Source organism: Rhizobium sp. MHM7A (assembly GCF_005862215.1).
Taxonomy (GTDB): Bacteria; Pseudomonadota; Alphaproteobacteria; order Rhizobiales; family Rhizobiaceae; genus Rhizobium; species Rhizobium bangladeshense.
Window position 1 is genome coordinate 148,492 of the sequence record NZ_VCHT01000016.1, and the last position, 22,365, is coordinate 170,856.

The following is a 22,365-nucleotide window of genomic DNA, read 5'->3' on the forward strand; positions in this document are numbered from 1 at the left end:
GCAGGCCGTTGTGCACTTTTGCTGGAGCTGCCTTGAATCAACCGAGATAGTCACGCTTGCCGATCGGCGCGCCCTGGTTACGCAGGATGGCATGAGCGGTGGCGACGTGGAAGTAGAAGTTCGGTAGCGCGAAGGAGGCGACATATTCGTCGCCGGGCAGCACCGCGCCGCTCTTGCCCGGCAGAGTGATCTGGCGACTTTCCACGCCCTCCAGCGCCTCAGAGGAGAAGCTGGCGAGATAGGCTTCGGTCTTCGCCAGGCGCTCGCGCAGCTGTTCGATCGTCGTCTCGTTATCATCGAACTTCGGAGCGTCGGTCGCCGTCAGGCGTGCGAGCGTGAACTTGGCGCTGTCGCTGGCCCGCTGATACTGGCCTGCGAGCGGCAGCATATCGGGCGCAAGTCGAGCGGAGACGAGGATCGCAGGGTCGATATTCTTCTCCTTCGCATAGGCTTCAGCCTTGTCGAGATATGTCTTCAGGCTGGCGAGGCCGCGCTGGAACATGGGAACGGTAAGGCGGTAGATCGAAATGGACATCAGTCCTGTCTCCAAAATCTTCAAATGAGCGGCCGCGGCGGATATCGAAGGGCCTGCGGCGGTGAGCCTGTCTTCGAGCTTCCCATAGATGGATGCTGATCCCGCCTTACACAACGCCGGACGGTCAGCAATCCGATCCATCGCCCGCTGAATATCCCATCGCCTTTAAAGAGAGACTTGACGCGGTTCCCAGAAAATGGAATAAATATTCCGCATAACAAATTTTACGGTTTGTTTGTTCCGTTTTCGGAACGCCGCGGGAGAGGCGGCGCAGCAGACTGCGGCTTCAGGGCAGATGCCTGGAGCTCCGGCGTGAGGAGGGTGCAGCCGGGCACCACTTTGTGGAGGAAGTAAAATGAAAAAGTTTATCCTGGGCACCGCGATGGCGCTCGTCATGTCGACGGCGGCCCATGCGGAAACGGTTGGCGTGTCGATGGCCAAGTTCGACGACAACTTCCTGACCGTTCTTCGCAACGGCATGACCGATTATGCGAAGACGCTTGATGGCGTTACCCTGCAGGTCGAAGACGCGCAAAACGACGTTTCCAAGCAGCAGAGCCAAATCCAGAATTTCATCGCCTCCAAGGTCGATGCAATCATCGTTAACCCTGTCGACACCGACGCCACGACCGCGATGTCGAAGCTTGCCGCCGATGCCGGCATTCCGCTGGTTTACGTCAACCGCGAGCCGGTCAACGTCGACACGCTTCCGGACAAGCAGGCTTTCGTCGCTTCCAACGAGCAGGAATCCGGCACACTGGAAACCAAGGAAATCTGCCGCATCCTTGGCGGCAAGGGCAAAGCCGTCGTCATCATGGGCGAGCTTTCCAACCAGGCTGCGCGCATGCGTACCAAGGACATCCATGACGTCATCAAGACCGACGAGTGCAAGGGCATCGAGATCGTCGAAGAGCAGACGGCCAATTGGGATCGTACCCAGGGCGCCGACCTTATGACCAACTGGCTCTCCAGCGGCATCGAGTTCGACGCGGTCATCTCCAACAACGACGAAATGGCAATCGGCGCCATCCAGGCGCTGAAGGCAGCCGGCAAGGATATGAGCAAGGTCGTCATCGGCGGCGTCGACGCCACCCAGGACGCGCTCGCCGCCATGCAGGCAGGCGACCTCGACGTCACCGTGTTCCAGGACGCCGCTGGCCAGGGCAAGGGCGCGCTCGATACGGCGCTCAAGATTGCCAAAGGCGAAAAGGTCGAGAAGAAGGTCTACATCCCCTTCCAGCTCGTCACGCCTGAAAACGTCAAGGACTTCGTCGCCAAGAACTGAGGCGAGTGCCAAACAGGATGCGGGCTCTGCCCGCATCTTTTCAGCCTGTCCGTATCCGGAGGAGATGATATGGCCGTCAGTCCGACAACCATGGCAGCCGTGCGTGCGAGCGGCGCCGTTCCGAATGCGGAGTTTCTCTTGAGCGCCGAGGGCGTTCGCAAGGAGTTTCCCGGCGTCGTCGCACTCGATGACGTGCAGTTTCGGCTGAAGCGGGCTTCCGTGCATGCGCTGATGGGCGAAAACGGCGCCGGCAAATCGACATTGATGAAGATCCTCGCCGGTATCTATACGCCCGATAAAGGCGATATTCGCCTCAAAGGTGTCGAGATCCGGCTGAAATCTCCGCTCGACGCGCTGGAGAACGGCATTGCCATGATCCATCAGGAGCTGAACCTGATGCCGTTCATGACGGTTGCTGAAAACATCTGGATCCGCCGCGAACCAAAGAACCGCCTCGGCTTCGTCGATCACGGCGTGATGCATCGTATGACCGAGGAGCTTTTTGCCCGGCTTAACATCGATATCGATCCCGATATCGAGGTCCGGTACCTGTCGGTCGCCAACCGGCAGATGGTCGAGATCGCCAAAGCAGTTTCCTATAATTCCGATGTCCTCATCATGGACGAGCCGACTTCAGCCCTGACGGAGCGCGAGGTCGAACATCTTTTCCGCATCATCCGCGACCTCAGGTCCCAGGGCATCGGCATCGTCTACATCACCCACAAGATGAACGAGCTTTTCGAGATCGCCGACGAGTTTTCCGTCTTCCGCGATGGCCGATATATCGGCACGCATGCCTCGACCGACGTCACCCGCGACGACATCATCCGCATGATGGTCGGGCGCGAGATCACGCAGATGTTTCCGAAAGAAGACGTTCCGATCGGCGAGGTGGTGCTGTCCGTCAAAGATCTCTGTCTCAGCGGCGTCTTCCGCAATGTTTCCTTCGAGGTCAGGGCCGGCGAGATTCTCGGCGTGGCCGGCCTTGTCGGCTCGGGACGATCGAACGTCGCCGAAACGCTGTTCGGTGTGACGCCGGCAAGCTCCGGGACGATCGAATTGTTCGGCAAGCCGGTGACGATTTCCTCGCCGACCGAGGCCATCCGTCACCAGATGGCATTCCTGACAGAGGACCGGAAAGACACCGGCTGCCTGCTGATCCTGGATATTCTGGAAAACATGCAGATTGCTGTCCTTCAGGACAAATATGTCAAGGGCGGCTTCGTGCAGCAGGGAGCGCTCGAGGCGACCTGCGAAGACATGGCGAAAAGGCTGCGCGTGAAAACGCCCAATCTTTACGAGCGGGTGGAAAACCTTTCGGGCGGCAATCAGCAGAAAGTCCTGATCGGGCGCTGGCTGCTCACCCATCCGAAGATCCTGATCCTCGATGAACCGACGCGCGGCATCGACGTCGGCGCCAAGGCGGAAATCCACCGGCTGGTCACGGAAATGGCGAGAAACGGCGTGGCGGTTATCATGATCTCATCCGAAATGCCCGAGGTTCTCGGCATGAGCGACCGCATCATGGTCATGCATGAAGGACGCGTGACCGGTTTCCTCAATCGCGATGAAGCAACGCAGATCAAGGTGATGGAGCTGGCTGCGCAGTGATGCGCCGCCTGCAATCGCCGAAGGGAGGTTTGACATGAGTACCAAGGCAGCAGAGGGCGCGGCGCCGCTCGCAACCCGGCAAAGGCGGCGGCGCATGCCGACTGAGCTTAGCATTTTCCTCGTGCTCGTTGGCATCGCGCTTATTTACGAAGTGCTCGGCTGGATGTTCATCGGCCAAAGCTTCCTGATGAATTCGCAGCGCCTGACAATCATGATCCTGCAGGTCTCGGTCATCGGCATTATCGCTGTCGGCGTAACGCAGGTCATCATAACAGGCGGCATCGATCTTTCGTCGGGCTCGGTCGTCGGCATGACGGCGATGATCGCAACAAGTTTCGCCCAGTCCTCCACCTGGGGGCGGGCCGTCTTCCCCTCGCTGACCGACCTGCCGGCTGTCGTGCCCATCATGATTGGCCTGCTGATCGGGGCGACCGCCGGTCTGGCGAACGGCGCGCTCATCGCCTACACGAAGATCCCGCCGTTCATTGCAACGCTCGGCATGTTCGTTTCGGCCAGAGGTGTTGCCAAGTGGTATACGAAGGGACAGCCGGTTTCCGGGATCACCGAACAGTTTCATTTCATTGGAACGAAAGCGTGGCCGGTCGTCGTCTTCCTCCTCGTTGCGCTGATCTTCCATATCGCACTGCGCTACACACGCTATGGAAAGTTCACCTACGCCATCGGCGCGAACCCCCAGGCCGCCCGCGTTTCCGGTATCAACATCGAAGCGCACCTCGTCAAAGTCTATGTGATCGCTGGATTGCTTGCTGGTCTCGCCGGCATCGTCACGGCGGCACGCGCGGAAACCGCGCAGGCAAGCATGGGCGTCGGATATGAGTTGGACGCGATCGCCGCAACCGTCATCGGCGGCACCTCCCTCACCGGCGGCGTCGGGCGCATCACCGGCACCGTCATCGGCACCATCATTCTCGGCGTCATGACCTCGGGCTTCACCTTCCTCAGGATCGACGCCTATTACCAGGAGATCGTCAAGGGCTTTATCATCGTCGCGGCCGTCGTCATCGACGTCTACAGGCAGAAGAAAAGGCGCAAGCACTGATCTCAGGCAGCGCGAACCGATTATTTGCGGGGGCTTCGGCCCCCGTTTCCATTTGCGGCGAAGCTCTTGGAGGCGACGACAGATTTTTTAAAAAAGGGATGGCGAATCCCGCCAGCTTTTCTATTCTGCCACGCCATACGCCCGCCTCGGGCAGCGCAGGAAGACAGATGCAATTCGTATTCGACGGTCACAACGACGTTCTCCTCCGGCTCTGGACACATTCAAAAGACGGCAGCGACCCGATCGCGGAATTCGCAGACGGAACGACGACCGGCCATATCGATGCGCGTCGCGCCAGGGAAGGAGGCCTCTCAGGCGGCCTCTGCGCCATCTACATTCCCTCGGGCGATCTTGTCTTCGCCGATCCGGATGCCGATGGCCGCTACATCACGCCGATGGCGGCTCCTCTCGATCCGCTGCCGTCGCTTGCCATCGCCACCGAAATGGCGGCGATCGCCCTGCGGCTCGACCAGGCAGGCGCCTGGCGGCTCTGCCGTACGGTTAAGGACATCCGCGGCGCCATGCAGGACGGCATCTTTGCCGCCGTCATGCATATGGAAGGCTGTGAGGCGATAGGCCCCGACCTTTCGGCGCTCGATGTATTCTATGCAGCGGGGCTGCGATCGCTCGGGCCGGTCTGGAGCCGGCACAATGTCTTCGGTTACGGCGTGCCCTTCGCCTTCCCGATGTCGCCAGACACAGCCCCCGGCCTGACCGATGCCGGCTTCGCGCTCGTCAGGGAATGCAATCGCCTCGGCATCCTGATCGACCTTGCCCATATCACCGAGAAGGGTTTCTGGGACGTGGCGAAAACGACGGACCAGCCGCTGGTCGCCAGCCATTCCAACGCCCACGCGCTGACGCCGGTCGCGCGCAACCTGACGGACAGGCAGCTCGACGCGATCCGTGAAAGCCGCGGGCTCGTCGGGATCAATTATGCGACGGCCATGCTGCGTGACGACGGCCGCTCGGACAGCGATACGCCGCTTTCCGATGTCGTCCGTCACATCGACTATCTGGTGAATCGCATCGGCATCGAATGTGTGGCGCTCGGATCGGACTTCGACGGCGCCACCATTCCCGAGGAAATCGGCGATGCGTCCGGCAATCAGAAGCTGATTGCCGCTCTCCGGGAGGTTGGATATGGTGAAGCCGACCTGACGAAACTTGCCCGTGAAAATTGGCTTCGTATTCTGGCGCAAGCGTGGCGGGAGGGCCGCGCCTAAAGCGCCGCGCACCTCTGGACGCTCTGGAAACGGACAATAGTTTTCACGGGAAATGACCACAAAAAGCTTCGTAATCGATCAAGAACAGGGGAACAAACTATGATGATCGCCAAGCTCAGCCGCAATTTCCGCCTGCTTTCCGCAGGAGCCGCCCTTTCACTCCTGATGATGACGGCACCTGCCGCCTTTGCCGAAACGCCCAAGGATACGCTGGTCCAGGGTTTTGCCATCGACGACATCATCACCATGGATCCGGGCGAAGCCTTCGAACTGTCGACGGCCGAGATTACCAGCAACAGTTACAGCCTTCTTGTCCGTCTTGATCTCGCCGACACATCCAAGGTGAAAGGCGATCTTGCCGAAAGCTGGAGCGTTTCCGATGACGGCCTCACCTATACGTTCAAGCTGAAGCCCGGCCTGAAATTCGCCTCCGGAAATCCGATCACCGCCGAAGACGTCGCCTGGTCCTTCGAACGCGCCGTCAAGCTCGACAAGAGCCCGGCCTTTATCCTTACCCAGTTCGGCCTGACCGGCGACAATGTCACCGAGAAGGCCAAGGCGGCCGACGCCAATACCTTCGTCTTCACCGTGGACAAGGCCTATGCGCCGAGCTTCGTGCTCAATTGCCTGACGGCGACCGTCGCTTCCGTCCTCGACAAGAAGCTCGTGATGGAACATGTGAAGGCGGTGACGCCGGATGCCGAGCACAAATACGACAATGACTTCGGCAATGAGTGGCTGAAGACCGGTTATGCCGGCTCCGGGGCCTATAAGCTGCGCGAATGGAGAGCCAACGAAGTCGTCGTGCTGGAGCGCAATGACAATTATTACGGTGACAAGGCCAAGCTCAATCGCGTCATCTACCGCTATATGAAGGAAAGTTCGGCGCAGCGGCTGGCGCTTGAAGCCGGTGATATCGACATTGCCCGCAATCTCGAGCCGGGCGACATCGATGCCGTTTCCAAGCATGCCGATCTCGCAACGACCAGCGCGCCCAAGGGCACGATCTACTATGTCAGCCTGAACAACAAGAATGAGAACCTGAAGAAGCCCGAGGTCCAGGAGGCTTTCAAGTACCTGGTCGACTATGATGCGATCGGCGCAACCCTGATCAAGGGCATCGGCGAGATCCACCAGACCTTCCTGCCGAAGGGCCAGCTGGGCGCACTCGACGAAAACCCCTACAAGCTCGACGTCGCCAAGGCCAAGGAACTGCTGGCCAAGGCGGGCGTCCCCGACGGCTTTTCGGTGACCATGGACGTGCGCAACACGCAGCCGGTGACCGGTATCGCTGAATCCATGCAGCAGACGCTGGCGCAGGCCGGCGTCAAGCTCGAAATCATCCCTGGCGACGGCAAGCAGACGCTCACCAAATATCGCGCCCGCACTCATGACATGTATATCGGCCAGTGGGGCTCGGATTATTTCGATCCGAATTCCAACGCCGATACTTTCACCAGCAATCCGGATAATTCCGATGCCGGCACGGTGAAGACGCTCGCCTGGCGCAACACCTGGGAGACGCCGGAGCTCGACAAGATAGCCAAGGCCGCGCTTCTCGAACGTGACAACGCCAAGCGGGCGGCAATGTACGAGGATATCCAGAAGAAGTTCCTCGCCAACAGCCCCTTCGTCATCATCTTCCAGCAGACCGAGGTGGCGGGCTATCGGAAGAATCTGAAGGAATTCAAGCTGGGTCCGAGCTTCGACACCAATTTCGTCGGCCCGATCGCCAAGGAATAATCCGGCGGGATTAACGGCGTGAGCACCATCGAAACCACACGGGAGGCGCGGCCCCGCAAGGGCCGCGCCGGCCCCTTCGCTAAGGCTTTGGGGCGGTTCCTGTTCGCCGCCGCCACCACCTATCTCGGCCTGCTGGCCGTCACCTTCTTCATCGGCCGCGTCGTGCCGATCGATCCCGTGCTCGCCATCCTCGGCGACCGCGCTCCTACCCACGTCGTCGAGCGGGTGCGACAGGAGATGGGTTTCAACCTGCCGCTCTATCAGCAGTTCTACATTTATATCAAAGGCATCCTGTCCGGCGACTTCGGCAATTCGGTGCTGACGACCAATCCTGTCATGGTCGACATCCGCCGGGTCATGCCGGCGACGATCGAGCTCGCGACGTTGGGAACGCTGATCGGCGCCTGCGTCGGCGTGCCGCTCGGCGTTCTCGCTGCGGTGCGCCGCGGCAGCATCGCTGACCAGATCGTGCGCGTCATCGGCCTGATCGGTTATTCCGTGCCGATCTTCTGGCTGGCACTGATCTCGCTCGTCATCTTCTATGCGCAGCTGCGCTGGGTGGCCTTTCCCGGCCGCATCGACATCGTCTTCGAATATACCTTCACGCCGATCACCGGCTTCTATCTTCTGGACAGCGCCTGGCAGGGGCAATGGGATGTCTTCTATGACGTCTTCCGCCACATCATCTTGCCCGCTTCGCTGCTCGGCTATTTCTCGCTCGCCTATATCAGCCGCATGACCCGCAGCTTCATGCTGAACGAGCTTTCCCAGGAATATATCGTCGCTGCGCGGGCCAAGGGGCTTTCGGAAACGCGGGTGATCTGGGGCCACGCGCTGCGCAATGCCGCCGTGCCGCTCGTCACCGTCATCGCGCTTTCCTATGCCGGGCTGCTCGAAGGATCGGTACTGACCGAAACAGTCTTTTCCTGGCCGGGCATCGGGCTCTACATCACCAATTCGCTGCAGAACGCCGATATGAACGCCGTGCTCGGCGGCACGATCGTCATCGGGACGATCTTCATCGGCATCAACCTTCTGTCCGATCTTCTCTACCGGACGCTCGATCCGAGGACGCGAACCCGATGACGGCTCCTGCCAGCCCCTCTCCTGCGATGAGCCGCCGCGAATGGCTGCTTTCCGACCGGCCGCAATCGCGCAGGCAGGCCCGTCTCGGCCGCGCTTACGTCACCTGGCGGCAGTTCACGGCCAACAGGCTCGCCGTCGTCGGCCTGCTGATCATCATCGCCCTGCTCCTCGTCGCCGCTTTCGCGGATCTCCTCGCCACGCACAACCCCGTCGTCGGCGACCTCCGCAATGCCCGCCTGCTGCCGCCGGGAACGAGCGGCTACCTGCTCGGCACGGATGATCAGGGCCGCGACATCTATTCACGGCTGATCTACGGATCGCGATTGACCCTGTTCGTCGTCGTGCTCGTCGCCATCATCTCCGCGCCGATCGGGCTGATCGTCGGCACGGTCTCCGGTTATGCCGGAGGCTGGGTGGATGCGACGCTGATGCGCATCACCGATATCTTTCTTGCCTTTCCTAAGCTGGTGCTGGCGCTCGCCTTCGTCGCCGCTCTCGGGCCCGGCATCCAGAATGCGGTCATCGCCATCGCCATCACCTCCTGGCCCCCCTATGCCCGCATCGCGCGCGCCGAGACGCTGACGGTCCGGCGTTCCGATTATATTTCAGCCGTGAAGCTGATGGGCGCTTCGCCGTTCCGCATCATCGTGCGCCATGTCATGCCGCTCTGCATATCCTCGCTGATCGTGCGCGTGACGCTCGATATGGCAGGCATCATCCTGACGGCGGCCGGTCTCGGCTTCCTCGGCCTCGGGGCACAGCCGCCGCTGCCGGAATGGGGCGCGATGATCGCCTCAGGCCGGCGCTTCATTCTGGATCAGTGGTGGGTGGCGGCCATGCCCGGCATCGCCATCCTCATCGTCAGCCTCGGCTTCAATCTCCTCGGCGACGGCCTGCGCGACGCGCTCGATCCGAAGGAGAGCGGTCAATGACGGCGCTTCTGACGGTCGACAAGCTCAAGGTCAGCTATCCCACCCGCACCGGCTTGATCGAGGCCGTGCGCGGCGTCTCCTTCACGCTCGGCAAGGAAAGGCTCGGCATCGTCGGCGAATCCGGCTCCGGCAAGTCGCAGACCGGCCGGGCGATCATGGGACTGACGCCGAAACACGGGATCGTGTCGGCCGACAGGCTCGATTTCAGCGGCATTGATCTCCTCAAGGCGTCCGTCGGAGAAAGGCGCAGGCTGCGCGGCAAGCGCATCGCCATGATCCTGCAGGATCCGAAATATTCGCTCGATCCCGTCATGACGATCGGCCGGCAGATCTGCGAGACGCTGCGCACGCATGAGAAGATCGGCAAAGCGGAAGCGCGCGAGCGGGCGCTCGCCATGCTGGAAGCCGTGCAGATCCGCGACCCGAACCGCGTCTTCGGCCTGTATCCGCACGAGGTCTCCGGCGGCATGGGGCAGCGCGCCATGATTGCGATGATGCTGATTGCCGGACCCGAACTGCTGATTGCCGACGAGCCCACTTCGGCGCTCGACGTGACGGTGCAGCTCGATGTTCTCCGAATCATGGACAGATTGGTCTCCGAGCGCGGCATGGGGCTGATCTTCGTTTCCCACGATCTGAGGCTGGTCTCTTCCTTCTGCGACCGGGTCATCGTCATGTATGCGGGAAAGATCGTCGAAGAGCTCGCGGCCGCCGATCTCAAACATGCGGAGCATCCCTACACGCGGGGACTGCTGAACTGCATGCCGGAGATCGGCGCCAACCGTCATCCGCTGCCGGTGCTCGATCGCAGGCCGGAGTGGGCGGCATGAGCACAGCCCTCCATGTCGACAATCTCAGTGTCGTCTACGATCATTTTCATGCGCTGAAGGATGTCGGCATCAGCGTCGAACGTGGAGAATCCTTCGGCCTCGTCGGTGAATCCGGGTCCGGGAAATCGACCTTGCTGCGCGCTATTGCCGGGCTTGCGCCAATCAATGGCGGCGCGATTCACATCGACGGCGAAGCGCTGAAAGGTTCGAAGCGCAGCAAGGCTTTTTACCGGCGTGTGCAAATGGTCTTTCAGGATCCTTATGGCTCGCTGCATCCGCGCCAGACGATCGACCGGCTGCTGCTCGAACCGCTAGCGATCCACGCCATTGCCGACAGCGACAGGCGCATTGCCCGGGCGCTCGACGAAGTCGGTCTCGGCAATGGTTTCCGTTTCCGCTACCCGCATCAGCTTTCCGGCGGCCAGCGGCAGCGCGTGGCGATCGCCAGGGCGCTGATCGTCGAACCATCGATCCTGCTGCTCGACGAGCCGACGTCGGCGCTCGACGCCTCGGTGCAGGCGGAGGTGCTGAATCTGCTCGAACAGATCCGCCGCGACCGCAAACTCACCTTCGTGATGGTGAGCCATGACCTCGGCGTCATCACCCACATGTGCGAAAGGCTCGCCGTGATGCGCAACGGCGCCGTCGTCGAACGATTAAGCTCAGAGCAGCTTGCGAAGGGTGCGGTCCAGGAGGATTACACGAAAAATTTGATGATCGCGAGCAAGGGTTTCGTCAAAGCCTGAAACGCAATTCATTTCAAGCTATTGAAAAGAAAGATCCGCCGGCAGTGTTAAGGATAATGTTCCCCTAATAGACGACCATTCAGCTAGACTATTGACAGCTGCCCCGCTTCTGTCATGATCCTGTTAACGATTGTTAGCTTTCGTGATCGATGGAGGTCGAAGCATGTTCTTTCTCGGTGGGATGACCATGGGCTACCTCGTTCCTCCCGTTAGAGCCGATCGCAAGGAACAGATTGCCGTCTCCATGCCTGCTGAACAGGACCGGCGCCTGATCGAAACCGCCAATCTGCAGCAGAGCGAGAACGCCGTCGAGCGCTCCTTGATCTGGGCATGGCGCACACTCTGCTAAGGAGTTGGTTGAATTTTCTCTTCCGCTCTCTCTGGACGGAAATTTATCTCTACCTACCTGATAGAGAATAAGAAATATAACAGCGAGCCGCACAACCGGCCGCATGAGAACAACGGAGGCGACATATGGCAGAGCTGGGTATTTCGCATACTCACGTGAACCACTATGGTTCCACCAAGAAGCCGCACGCTACGCGCGACAGGCTTCAGACGGTGCTCCATGGCACGATTTTCACCGCAGCGTTCCTGTTCGTGGTGGCCATGGTCTGCGGCATCCTCGGATAACGGCAGCTGATAAGCCTCGGCGGGTGCCGAGGCTGCGGCCATTGCCGCCTTTATTAATCGCGGACTTCCGATCTGTTTCGGCGTTTCGAACGCCTTGGTCATCCCCTCATCTTTTCAAGTCATCGAAAGGCGCCGCTCGCCAATGCGTGCGGCGCATGTCCGCGCTCCGGGCAAGCCGATCAAAACGCAGCCAGACGTCGATCTGGCGAGCGAGCCTCCTTTTTGAAAGGCTCCTGTCGGGCCGCAAGATGGCGACCACACGGTCTCGCTTGGCAAGCGCCGGCTCGCTCGGCTCACGACTTGACTTGAATTATCCCGATAGTGTCCAACTTTTCGACAAGGTTTTGCGCAGAGGGTATTGATCGCCCCTCGGGTCGCCCTGGACCAAGGCCGCGCCCGGTTAAATCGCTTGCCAGACGTCATTCACCCCCGCTTCATCGATCTTCGAAGAAACGGGCTCCGTTCATGTAGCAGTCATGATAAGCAGTGCAAAAGGCTGAGCAAAACAGCCATAACTTTGTTTGGATCCAGAACCGAACCCATGTCTATTGCCTATCTTACTCCGAGCCCTTCCCGCGAATCAGAGACGAAGCAAATCGATCACAATGATTCGATCCGCTCGACCTATCTTTCCATCGAGGACATCAAGGCGATGGGCGAGGCGGTCGCCCGCAACGGCGTCAATAAGCTGCCGGCTTTCGCTGCCTTCGATTTCTTCGCGCGCCATAAGGAAAACGAGAAGGAAATCCTGCGCGTCTACCGCACGACGGCGACCGACGTCGAGGCTGGCGAGACGATCACGCCGGCGGCGGAATGGCTGCTCGACAATCATTATATTGTCGAAGAGGCGATCCAGGAGGTGCGCCGCGACTTTCCTCGCCGCTTCTACCGCGAATTGCCGACCATGCGCGTCGGCGGCGTCGACATTCCGCGTACGCTGGTTCTTGCCTGGCTCTATGTCGCCCATACCCATAGCACGGTCTCGCAGGAAAGCCTGACGGCCCTGGTCGATGGCTTCCAAACCAGCGAGACGCTGAGGATCGGCGAACTCTGGGCTTTGCCCTCGCTCGTGCGCTACGTGCTGGTGGAAAATCTTCGCCGCATTTCGAGCCGTGTCGAAGCCAGCCGCCGCCTGCGCCGCCGCGCCAACGAGGCGGCGGACGAATTGGTGCGCCTGACGGATTCGGCGAAGGCTGCCGCCTATCTGAAGACGCTGGAGCCGCTTGCCGAGGACAATACCTTCTCGACCCAGTTCCTCTATCGCCTGCGTGACGGTTCGCAGACGTCGAGCCTGGCGATCACCTGGCTCGATCAGCGGCTGGAAGAGCTTGGCCGCAACACCGAAGAGGCGACGACGGCCGAACACAGCCGTCTCTCTTCCGGCAACGTGACGATGGGCAACATCATCCGCAGCCTTCGCGAGATCGACGACACAGAATGGTCGGTCTGGGTCGAGCAGGTCAGCCATGTCGACAAGCTGCTCTGGGAGCATTCGGATTACGGCATCCTCGATTCCGGCTCGCGTAACAAGTACCGCAAGCAGATCGAGAAACTGGCCAAGCGCTCGCCGCTGACGGAAATGCAAATCGCCCAGCTGGCGCTCGATATGACAGAAGGGGCCAAGGCCTCCGGTAAGCCACAGCCGCATGAGCCGAATGTCGGCGGCTTCCTGTCCGGAGCGCAACGGCCGCAACTCGAGGCGCGGGCGAATTATCGCCCGACGTTCACCCAGCATTTCGTGCGGGTCGTGCGCCGATTCAACTGGCTGGCGATCGCGCTGCCTGTCATGCTCCTGACGATCATCGCCATGGCGATCGTCGGCAGGTTCATGGCAAGTGCCGGAATGGGCGCGATCGAGATTGCAGTCCTGCTGATCATGTTCTCATTGCCGGCGTCCGAGGGCGCGACGGGCCTCTTCAATACCCTGCTGTCCTTCTTCGTGACGCCAGCCCGCCTCGTCGGCTACGAGTTCAAGGAAGGCATTCCGGAGGATGCACGCACGCTGCTCGTCGTGCCGTGCCTGATCTCGAACCGCGACAGTGTTGACGACCAGGTGCGCAATCTCGAGGTTCATTATCTTGCCAATCCGCGCGGGGAAATCTATTTCGCGCTGCTCAGCGATTGGCCGGACAGTGATGTCGAGGAAACGCCCGCCGATCTCGAGGTTCTCGACTATGCAAGGCGCGAGATCGCCAATCTTTCCGCCCGTTACGCCTATGACGGCAAGACGCGCTTCTACCTCCTGCATCGCCGCCGCCTCTACAATCCCTCGGAAGGCGTGTGGATGGGCTGGGAGCGCAAGCGCGGCAAGTTGCATGAGCTGAACATGCTGTTGCGGGGCGACCGCGACACGACTTATCTGCCCGGCGCCAACACCGTCCCGGCCAATGTGCAATATGTCATGACGCTCGATGCCGACACGCGCCTGATGCGCGATGCCGTCACCAAGCTCGTCGGCAAGCTCTATCATCCGATCAACCGCCCAGTCATCAACCCGAAGACCGGCCGCGTTGAGAGCGGTTATGGCGTGCTGCAGCCGCGTGTGACGCCCTCGCTGACGACGGGCAAGGATGCCTCGGTCTTCCAGCGCGTCTTCTCGATCAACCGCGGCCTAGACCCCTATGTCTTCACCGTGTCAGACGTTTATCAGGACCTCGCCGGCGAAGGCACCTTCACCGGTAAGGGTCTCTATCATGTCGATGCTTTCGAAGCCTCGCTGAAGGGCCGCATCGAGGAGAACTCAGTGCTAAGCCACGATCTTCTCGAAGGCTCGATGGCGCGCTGTGCGCTCGTCACCGACCTTGAACTGGTCGAGGATTTTCCGATCCGCTACGAGGTCGAGACCTCGCGCCAGCATCGCTGGGCACGTGGCGACTGGCAGCTTCTGCCTTATATGTTCAATCCGAAATACGGCGTCACAGCGCTCGGCCGCTGGAAGATGTTCGACAATCTGCGCCGTTCGCTGACGCCGATCGCCTGGTTCTTCGCCTCCGTTCTCGGCTGGTATTTCATGGGTCCGCTCGGCGCGCTCGTCTGGCAGATTCTCTTGATTTTCTGCCTGTTCGTGGCGCCGACGCTGTCGCTCATCAACGGGATCATCCCGCGCACCAGCGATATCGTCGCCCGCGCCCATCTCTATACCGTCTGGTCGGATATCACGGCTGCCAATGCGCAGGTCGCATTGCGGATCGTCTTCATCGCCGATTCGGCGGCGATGATGGCGGATGCGATCGGCCGTTCGCTTTACCGCCTGTTCGTCAGCCGCAAGCTGATGCTGCAGTGGCGGACCGCCGCCAGCGTTCAGGCCGGCGGGCAAGGTACCCTCGCCTCTTATTACAAGCAGATGTGGCATGCGCCGGTGCTGGCACTGCTGGCGCTCGGTTTCGCGGCCCTTCCCGGCGACAACGCTTTCCTTGTCGGCATCCCCTTCGCGCTGCTGTGGATCCTCTCGCCTGTCGTCGCCTGGTATGTCAGCCAGTCGGCCGAGACCGAGGACCGGCTCGAAGTCGCCGACTCCGTTTCAAGCGAACTGCGCAAGATCGCCCGGCGCACCTGGCGTTATTTCGAGACCTTCACCACTCCCGAGCAGAATTATCTGCCGCCTGACAATATCCAGGAAACGCCGCATGTCATTGTGGCGGCGCGCACCTCGCCGACCAATATCGGCGTCTACCTGCTCTCCGTGGTTTCCGGCCGGCATTTCGGATGGTTCTCCTTTGAAGAGACAATCGAGCGGCTGGAGCAGACGATCGCGACGATCGACAAAATGGAGAAATTCCGCGGCCATCTGTTCAACTGGTATCATACCGATACGCTGCAGACGCTTGGGCCGCGTTACGTCTCTGCCGTCGACAGCGGCAATCTCGCCGGTCACCTGATCGCAGTTTCCTCGGCCTGCCGCAACTGGGCCGAGGCGCCGTCGGCCCACATGCAGGGCAATCTCGACGGTGTCGGCGACACCGCCGGCATCCTCGGCGAAGTGCTGGCGGATCTACCCGACGACCGCAAGACCGTGCGCCCACTGCGCCGGCGCCTGGAAGAGCGCATCATCGGCTTCCAGAATGCGCTTGCCGCCGTCAAGCGCGAGCACGAATTCGCCTCGATCCGCATCATCAACCTTGCCGTTCTCGCACGCGACATCGAGAAGCTTGCCGCCAATCTCGACCACGAGGTCAAGTCGAAGCAGAGCGAAGAGGTCACCCAATGGGCGGCGTCGCTGGTGAAGGTCTGTGAGGCGCATATATCAGACAGCACCTTCGATCTCTCGAAAGTCGATGCGCTCCGGCCGCGCCTTGTGGCTTTGCGTGACAAGGCCCGCGATCTCGCCTTCTCGATGGATTTCGGCTTCCTGTTCCGGCCGGAACGGCGCCTGCTGTCGATCGGCTACCGCGTCGAAAGCGGCGAGCTCGACCAGGCCTGCTATGACCTTCTCGCCTCGGAATGCCGCCTGACCAGTCTCTTCGGCATCGCCAAGGGTGATCTGCCAACGGAACACTGGTACCGTCTCGGCCGCCAGGTCGTACCAGTCGGATCACGCGGCGCGCTGGTGTCCTGGTCCGGCTCGATGTTCGAATATCTGATGCCGCCGCTCGTCATGCAGGAGCGTGGCGGCGGTATTCTCAACCAGACGAACAATCTGGTCGTCGTCGAGCAGATGAACTATGCCCGCAAGCTCGGTATCCCGTGGGGCATTTCGGAAGCGGCCTTCAATGCCCGCGACCATAACCTCAATTACCAGTACACGAATTTCGGCGTGCCGACGCTCGGTCTCAAGCGCGGCCTCGGCCACAATGCCGTCATCGCACCCTATGCATCGCTGCTGGCCAGCCAGTACGACCCGCCGGGCGCGCTCGAAAACCTGCAGAGGCTGCGCAAGGTTGGCGCGCTCGGCAAGTTCGGCTTCCATGACGCGGTCGATTTCACGCCGACGCGCGTGCCGGAAGGCAAGAAATGCGCAGTGGTCTACAACTATTATGCCCACCATCACGGCATGTCGATCGCGGCCGTCGCCAATGTCGCCTTCAACGGCCATCTGCGTGAGCTCTTCCACTCCGACCCGGTCATCGAGGCGGCGGAACTTCTGCTGCAGGAAAAGGCGCCGCGCGACATTCCCGTGATGAGCGGAAAGCACGAATCCGATACGCCGGCCAGTATCCAGGACGATCTGCTGCGGCCGGAAATCAGGAAGATCAGTGATCCCCTTTCGCGCGACCGCGAACTCGTCTTCCTGTCGAACGGTCATTACTCGCTGATGCTGACGGCGACGGGCGCTGGTTATTCCCGCTGGAATGGTCTTTCCGTTTCCCGCTGGAAAGCCGATCCGACCGAAGACCGCTGGGGCACCTTCATCTTCCTGCGCGATACCGCCACAAACGAATGGTGGTCGGCGACAGCAGAGCCGAAGGGTGTCGAGGGCGAAAAGATCAAGGTCGAATTCGCCGACGAGAAGGCGCAGTTCACCAAGACGGTCGGCGACCTGACGAGCGAGGTGGAGTGCATCATCGCGACCGAGCACGATGCCGAAGCCCGCCGCGTCACCCTGCTCAACATGGGCACGGAAGATCGTTTCATCGAAGTGACATCCTATCTCGAGCCGGTGATCACCTCTGATGATACGGACAACGCGCATCCGGCATTCGCCCGCATGTTCATCAAGACCGAGATCGGCAAGCGCGGCGACGTCATCCGCGCCGAACGCAACAAGCGTGATCCGAACGAGCCGAACATCAGCATCGCGCATCTGATCGTCGACAATGCCGGCGACACCCGTCACACCGAATTTGAGACCGACCGGCGCAAGTTCATCGGCCGTGGCCGCAGCCTTGCCGATGCGGCGGCCTTCGATCCGGGTGCGACGCTTTCCGGCAGCGACGGCTTCATGCTCGATGCCGTGATGTCGCTGCGCCGCACCGTACGGGTGCCGGCCGGCAAGAAGGTCAGCGTGTTCTTCTGGACGATCGCCGCGCCGAGCCGCGACGAGGTCGACAAGGCGGTCAACCGCTACCGTCACCCCGATGCCTTCAACCATGAGCTCGTCCAGGCTTGGACGCGCACGCAGGTGCAGATGCGTCATGTCGGCGTCACCTCGCAGCAGGCGGCCGCCTTCCAGCATCTCGGGCGCTACCTCGTCTATCCCGACATGCAGCTGCGCAAGGATGAGGCGACCGTAGAGGCCGGCCTGCAATCGCAATCGGCGCTCTGGCCGCTGGCGATCTCCGGCGACTTCCCGATTTTCACGCTGCGCGTCAACGACGACATGGATCTCGATATCGCCCGCGAGGCGCTGCTGGCGCAGGAATATCTGCGCTCGCGCGGTGTCACCGCCGATTTGGTCATCATGAATGAACGCGCCTCTTCCTATGCGCAGGATATGCAACATGCGCTGGACGCCATGTGCGAGAACGTTCGCCGCATTGGCCAGGCCGACGGCTTGCGCCAGCATATCTTCGCGGTTCGCAAGGACCTGATGGAGGAAGGCACTTACAACGCGCTGATCGCGGCTTCCCGTGTCACCCTGCATGCGAAGAACGGTAAGGTGGTCGACCAGATCAACCGCGCCGTTGCCCTCTTTGCACCTTCGAAGGACGAACTGCAGGAGATGGAGCGCGCCGAGCGCAACAGGGCGCCGGTCAAGCGCATCGCACCGGTGCCGCCGCCTGTGGTGCCGGCAGTTGCCATCGAGGAGGAAGGCGACCTCGACTTCTGGAACGGCATTGGCGGCTTTGCCCGCGACGGCCGCGAATATGTCGTTCGCTTGCCGGGAGGTCATGCGACGCCACAGCCGTGGATCAACGTCATCTCCAACGACAGGTTCGGTTTCCACGTGTCTGCCGAAGGCGCAGGCTTCACCTGGAGCGTCAATTCGCGCGACTACCAGCTGACGTCCTGGTCGAACGATGCGGTGGTCAACCGCTCGGGCGAGGCCTTTTATCTCGCCGATCTCGAAAGCGGCGCCGTCATGACGCCGTTCGCAGCGCTTTCGCGCCGGCCGGATATTCGTTTCGAAGCCCGCCACGGGCTGGGCTATTCCGTCTTCTCCACCGTTCAGCACGAGATCGCGCTCGAGCTGACGCAGACGATAGACCGCGAGAAGCCGGTAAAGCTGCAGCGCCTGCGCCTGCGCAACACCGGCTCGATCGGCCGCAAGCTGCGTCTCTACGGTTACGTCGAATGGGTGCTTGGCAACAATCCGGGTCGCACGGCGCCATTCATCCTGTCGAGACATGATGAGGAGACAGGGGCGCTGTTTGCCACCAATCCCTACAGCATCGATTTTTCCAACCGAACCGCCTTCTTCGCGGCGAGCGAGACGCTTTCGAGCTTCTCGGCAAGCCGGCGCGAATTCATCGGCAAGGCGGGAACGATCCAGATGCCCCACGCCGTCACCTCCGCAGCACCGCTTTCGGGCGCCACCGAACTCGATGGCGATCCGGCTGCGGCTCTGGCGATCGACATCGAACTCGGGGCCGGCGAGGAGCGCGACTTCACCTTCTTCCTCGGCGATACGCCAACGGAAGAAGAAGCGCGCGCCTTGATCGGCGATATAAGCAAGTCTTCGTTCGACGATGCCGTCGAGGGAAATCGCGCCTTCTGGCGGGATTTCACCGGCAGGCTGCAGATCTCGACGCCGGATCGCGGGATGAACAATCTCGTCAACACCTGGCTGCCCTATCAGAGCCTCGGCTGCCGCATCATGGCTCGGACCGCCTTCTACCAGGCAAGCGGCGCTTTCGGTTTCCGTGACCAGTTGCAGGACACGCTGGCCTTCCTGCTACACAACCCCTCGATCGCCCGGCGGCAGATTCTGAATGCCGCCTCACGGCAGTTCCGGGAAGGCGACGTTCAGCATTGGTGGCTGCCGGGAACGGGTGCGGGCGTTCGCACCTTGATCTCCGATGACGTCGTCTGGCTGAGCTACGCGATCCAGCATTATTGCAGCGCCACCGGCGACAAGAGCGTGCTCGACGAGGAGCTTGCCTTCCTGGAGGGTCCCGCTCTTCTCGAAGGTCAGCACGACTCTTTCTACAAGCCGGAGATTTCGGAGGAAAAGGCAAGCGTCTACGAACATGCGGCGCTGGCGCTGGATGTCGCCATCGCCCGCAAGGGCGCAAATGGTCTGCCGCTGTTCCTAGGCGGCGACTGGAACGACGGCATGAACCGCGTCGGCATCGGCGGGCGCGGCACCAGCGTCTGGCTCGGCTGGTTCCTGGCCGGTGCATTGCGCGCCTTTATCCCCTATGCCGAAGAGCGCGGCGACATGGCCCGTGTAAAACGCTGGTCGGCACATCTCGCCGAATTGAAGAAGGCGCTGGAAACTGCTGCGTGGGACGGCAGCTACTATCGCCGCGGCACGTTTGACGACGGCGCATTGCTCGGCTCCAAGGAGAGCCCGGAATGCCGGATCGACTCGATCGCACAATCCTGGAGCGTTCTATCCGGAGAGGGCGACCCAGCCCGCGCCGAAAAGGCGATGGATGCCGTGCTTGACCAACTGGTCGATGAGGAGGCACGCATCATCCGGCTGTTCACGCCGCCTTTCGTCAACTCCGCCAGGGATCCCGGTTACATCAAGGCCTACCCGCCGGGCGTACGCGAAAACGGCGGGCAATATACCCATGCCGCGACCTGGGTGGTGATGGCGCTCGCGGAACTGAAGCGGGGCGACGATGCGCTGCGCTGCTTCCAGATCCTCAATCCGATCACGCATGCGCTCGACAAGACTTCGGCCGAACAATATCGGGTCGAACCCTATGTCGTGGCAGCCGACGTCTATGGGCATGAGCCCTATACGTCGCGCGGCGGCTGGACCTGGTATACTGGGTCGGCCGGCTGGCTCTACCGGGCCGCCGTCGAGGGCATTCTCGGCATTCGCTTGAAGGACGGCCGGCTCTATGTGCGCCCGTCGCTCCCGTCGGAATGGGACGGTTTTGCGGCGGAGGTAGAGCGGAGCGGCGTCAAATACCGCATTTCGGTCTCAAAAGCGTCCAATGCCAGCGGCTACACTCTGTCGATCAACGGCAGCGAAGTCGCCGACCCCGAAGAGGGATATCCGCTCGGATAAAAGCGTTTCTTCACGCTGACATCACGGCGTTTGGCGAGCGGCCAAAAGGGAACCCTTTTGGCCGTCGTCGCGTTTGCAAGTCGGACAACAGGAGACACCCCATGGCAAGCACGCTGACCGAAGCCATCGGCGCCAAGCGCAGTTCCCTCTCCGCAGCTGCGCCGGGGCGCGATACACGGCTTGACGTGCTGCGTGGCCTGGCCCTGATCATGATCTTCATCAATCATGTTCCCGGACAGATCTTCGAATATGTCACGACGAAGAATTTCGGCTTCTCCGATGCCGCGGAAGCCTTCGTGCTGATATCGGGCATTGCCGTCGGCCTTGCTTACGGGAGCCGCTTCGAACCGGGCAAGCGGCTCGCAACGGCGGTCAAAGCGGCAAAGCGGGCATTCACGCTCTACCTCGCCCATATGATCACGACATTCATGACGCTGGCGCTGTTCATCTGTGGTGCCTGGCTGTTTCACCGGCCGGGGCTGCTGGTCGAGATCAATATCCTCGCGGTCCTGATGAACCTGAAGGAAGGTATTCCAGCGCTGCTGCTGCTCGGTCATCAGATCGGCTACAACAATATCCTGCCGATGTATGGCGCGCTGCTGCTGATGGTGCCGATCATCCTGCTTCTGAACGAGCGAAGCCCGCTTCTGGCGCTCGCCGTTTCCGGCACGGTCTGGCTGCTGGCCGGCATTTACGAGGTGGCGCCGCACAATATGCTGATAGAGGGCTACTGGTTCCTCAATCCGCTCTCCTGGCAGTTCCTGTTTTCGATTGGTATCGTTTCGATCCTTCATATCAAGCGCGGCGGCACGATCCCGCGGCATCCATTGTTGCTTGCGGCTGCCGCCTTCTATGTCCTGCTGTCCTTCGTCTGGGTAACTGGCCATCTCTGGATTTTCGGCAATTCACTAGCAGCGCTCGGCCTGCCCACGGTCATCACCGGTTTCGACAAGACCTTCCTGTCGCTGCCGCGGCTGTTGCATGTTCTGGCGCTGACTTATCTCATCATCAGCATCCCGGCATTCTCGCGCATCCTGCGGCGCCCCTCTGAGCACCCGCTGACGATCCTCGGCCGCCATTCGTTGAACATCTTCGTCGCCGGCACAATCCTCGCCATGATCGGCCAGGTCGTGCTCTACATCACCAACAAGGACCCGCTGGTAGGCCCGCTCTTCGTCATATCAGGCATCGCGACGCAATTCGCCTATGCCTACTACCTCGAGCACAAGCGTCAGCTGGGCAAAACCAAGAACAAGCTCGTGACGGAGATTGCCACCGTTCCGGTGCCTGTGCGGGTCGGCGGAGCGGCGAATACCTATCGCCGGACCAATCGGAAATAGGGATCCACCGGCCTGATTGAAGAGCCTGCGGCTTGGCGAATGGTCCGAAGTCGGCATCGATTGGAAAGCAATACAGCATTAAAGCAGCGCGTCTGAAAGGACGCGCTGCTTTAATGTTGTGGCTCAATTCTTATGAACGAGAATATTCACCAGCCGGCCGAAAGGATCGCGCACATAGAAGCGCCTGACGCCCCAGGGTTTGGCCTTGCCCCGTTGAAATAATCCATTTTGAAGTAAGCTCTGGCCCATTGAGAGGACCAGAGGATGAAGCGCAATC

General features: G+C 60.9%; 14 protein-coding genes and 1 pseudogene. 13 read left to right on the forward strand and 2 right to left on the reverse strand.

Features of this window, described 5'->3' with window-relative positions:
• Positions 1-37 precede the first annotated feature (37 nt).
• A complete protein-coding gene (locus FFR93_RS33930) occupies positions 38-535 on the reverse strand; it encodes a DUF1993 domain-containing protein (RefSeq protein ID WP_138396401.1) in 498 nt (165 codons plus the stop codon).
• Positions 536-890: 355 nt separating this feature from the next.
• Between FFR93_RS33930 and FFR93_RS33935 the strand changes: the two genes are divergently transcribed.
• From FFR93_RS33935 to opgC, 13 genes are all read left to right on the forward strand, one after another.
• Positions 891-1,820: a sugar ABC transporter substrate-binding protein gene (locus FFR93_RS33935; RefSeq protein WP_064708045.1), complete on the forward strand. Its 930-nt coding sequence runs from the start codon at positions 891-893 to the stop codon at positions 1,818-1,820.
• 69 nt (positions 1,821-1,889) lie between these two features.
• Complete coding sequence (locus tag FFR93_RS33940) at positions 1,890-3,431, forward strand: sugar ABC transporter ATP-binding protein (protein ID WP_138396402.1); 1,542 nt, start codon at positions 1,890-1,892, stop codon at positions 3,429-3,431.
• A 34-nt stretch (positions 3,432-3,465) separates the two neighbouring features.
• Positions 3,466-4,491, forward strand: coding sequence for an ABC transporter permease (locus FFR93_RS33945; RefSeq protein ID WP_064708047.1), 1,026 nt, complete (start codon positions 3,466-3,468; stop codon positions 4,489-4,491).
• A gap of 167 nt (positions 4,492-4,658) precedes the next feature.
• The gene (locus FFR93_RS33950; RefSeq protein WP_138396403.1) at positions 4,659-5,717 is read left to right on the forward strand and encodes a dipeptidase; all 1,059 of its coding nucleotides are present in this window, start codon (positions 4,659-4,661) and stop codon (positions 5,715-5,717) included.
• Between the two features lie 99 nt (positions 5,718-5,816).
• Positions 5,817-7,460: an ABC transporter substrate-binding protein gene (locus FFR93_RS33955; RefSeq protein WP_138396404.1), complete on the forward strand. Its 1,644-nt coding sequence runs from the start codon at positions 5,817-5,819 to the stop codon at positions 7,458-7,460.
• Positions 7,461-7,478: 18 nt separating this feature from the next.
• Positions 7,479-8,546: an ABC transporter permease gene (locus FFR93_RS33960; RefSeq protein WP_138396405.1), complete on the forward strand. Its 1,068-nt coding sequence runs from the start codon at positions 7,479-7,481 to the stop codon at positions 8,544-8,546.
• Positions 8,543-9,478 carry an ABC transporter permease gene (locus tag FFR93_RS33965; protein WP_138396406.1) on the forward strand — a complete coding sequence of 312 codons (936 nt, stop codon included), beginning with the start codon at positions 8,543-8,545 and terminating at the stop codon, positions 9,476-9,478. The genes FFR93_RS33960 and FFR93_RS33965 overlap by 4 nt, the downstream gene beginning before the upstream one ends.
• On the forward strand, positions 9,475-10,308 hold the full coding sequence (locus FFR93_RS33970) for an ABC transporter ATP-binding protein (RefSeq protein ID WP_138396407.1): 834 nt from the start codon (positions 9,475-9,477) through the stop codon (positions 10,306-10,308). Before FFR93_RS33965 ends, FFR93_RS33970 begins: the two co-directional genes overlap by 4 nt.
• Complete coding sequence (locus FFR93_RS33975) at positions 10,305-11,054, forward strand: ABC transporter ATP-binding protein (protein ID WP_138396408.1); 750 nt, start codon at positions 10,305-10,307, stop codon at positions 11,052-11,054. The genes FFR93_RS33970 and FFR93_RS33975 overlap by 4 nt, the downstream gene beginning before the upstream one ends.
• Before the next feature lie 163 nt (positions 11,055-11,217).
• Positions 11,218-11,403 carry a hypothetical protein gene (locus FFR93_RS33980; RefSeq protein ID WP_138396409.1) on the forward strand — a complete coding sequence of 62 codons (186 nt, stop codon included), beginning with the start codon at positions 11,218-11,220 and terminating at the stop codon, positions 11,401-11,403.
• A gap of 125 nt (positions 11,404-11,528) precedes the next feature.
• The gene (locus FFR93_RS41105) at positions 11,529-11,687 is read left to right on the forward strand and encodes a hypothetical protein (protein WP_167358964.1); all 159 of its coding nucleotides are present in this window, start codon (positions 11,529-11,531) and stop codon (positions 11,685-11,687) included.
• A gap of 541 nt (positions 11,688-12,228) precedes the next feature.
• Positions 12,229-20,748, forward strand: coding sequence for a glucoamylase family protein (locus FFR93_RS33985; RefSeq protein WP_138396410.1), 8,520 nt, complete (start codon positions 12,229-12,231; stop codon positions 20,746-20,748).
• A 101-nt stretch (positions 20,749-20,849) separates the two neighbouring features.
• Positions 20,850-22,088: an OpgC domain-containing protein gene (gene opgC / locus FFR93_RS33990; protein ID WP_138396411.1), complete on the forward strand. Its 1,239-nt coding sequence runs from the start codon at positions 20,850-20,852 to the stop codon at positions 22,086-22,088.
• Between the two features lie 123 nt (positions 22,089-22,211).
• Here opgC and FFR93_RS41665 read toward each other — a convergent pair.
• Positions 22,212-22,289 (reverse strand): annotated as a pseudogene (locus FFR93_RS41665) (glyoxalase); the annotation flags it as partial.
• Between the last annotated feature and the right edge of the window lie 76 nt (positions 22,290-22,365).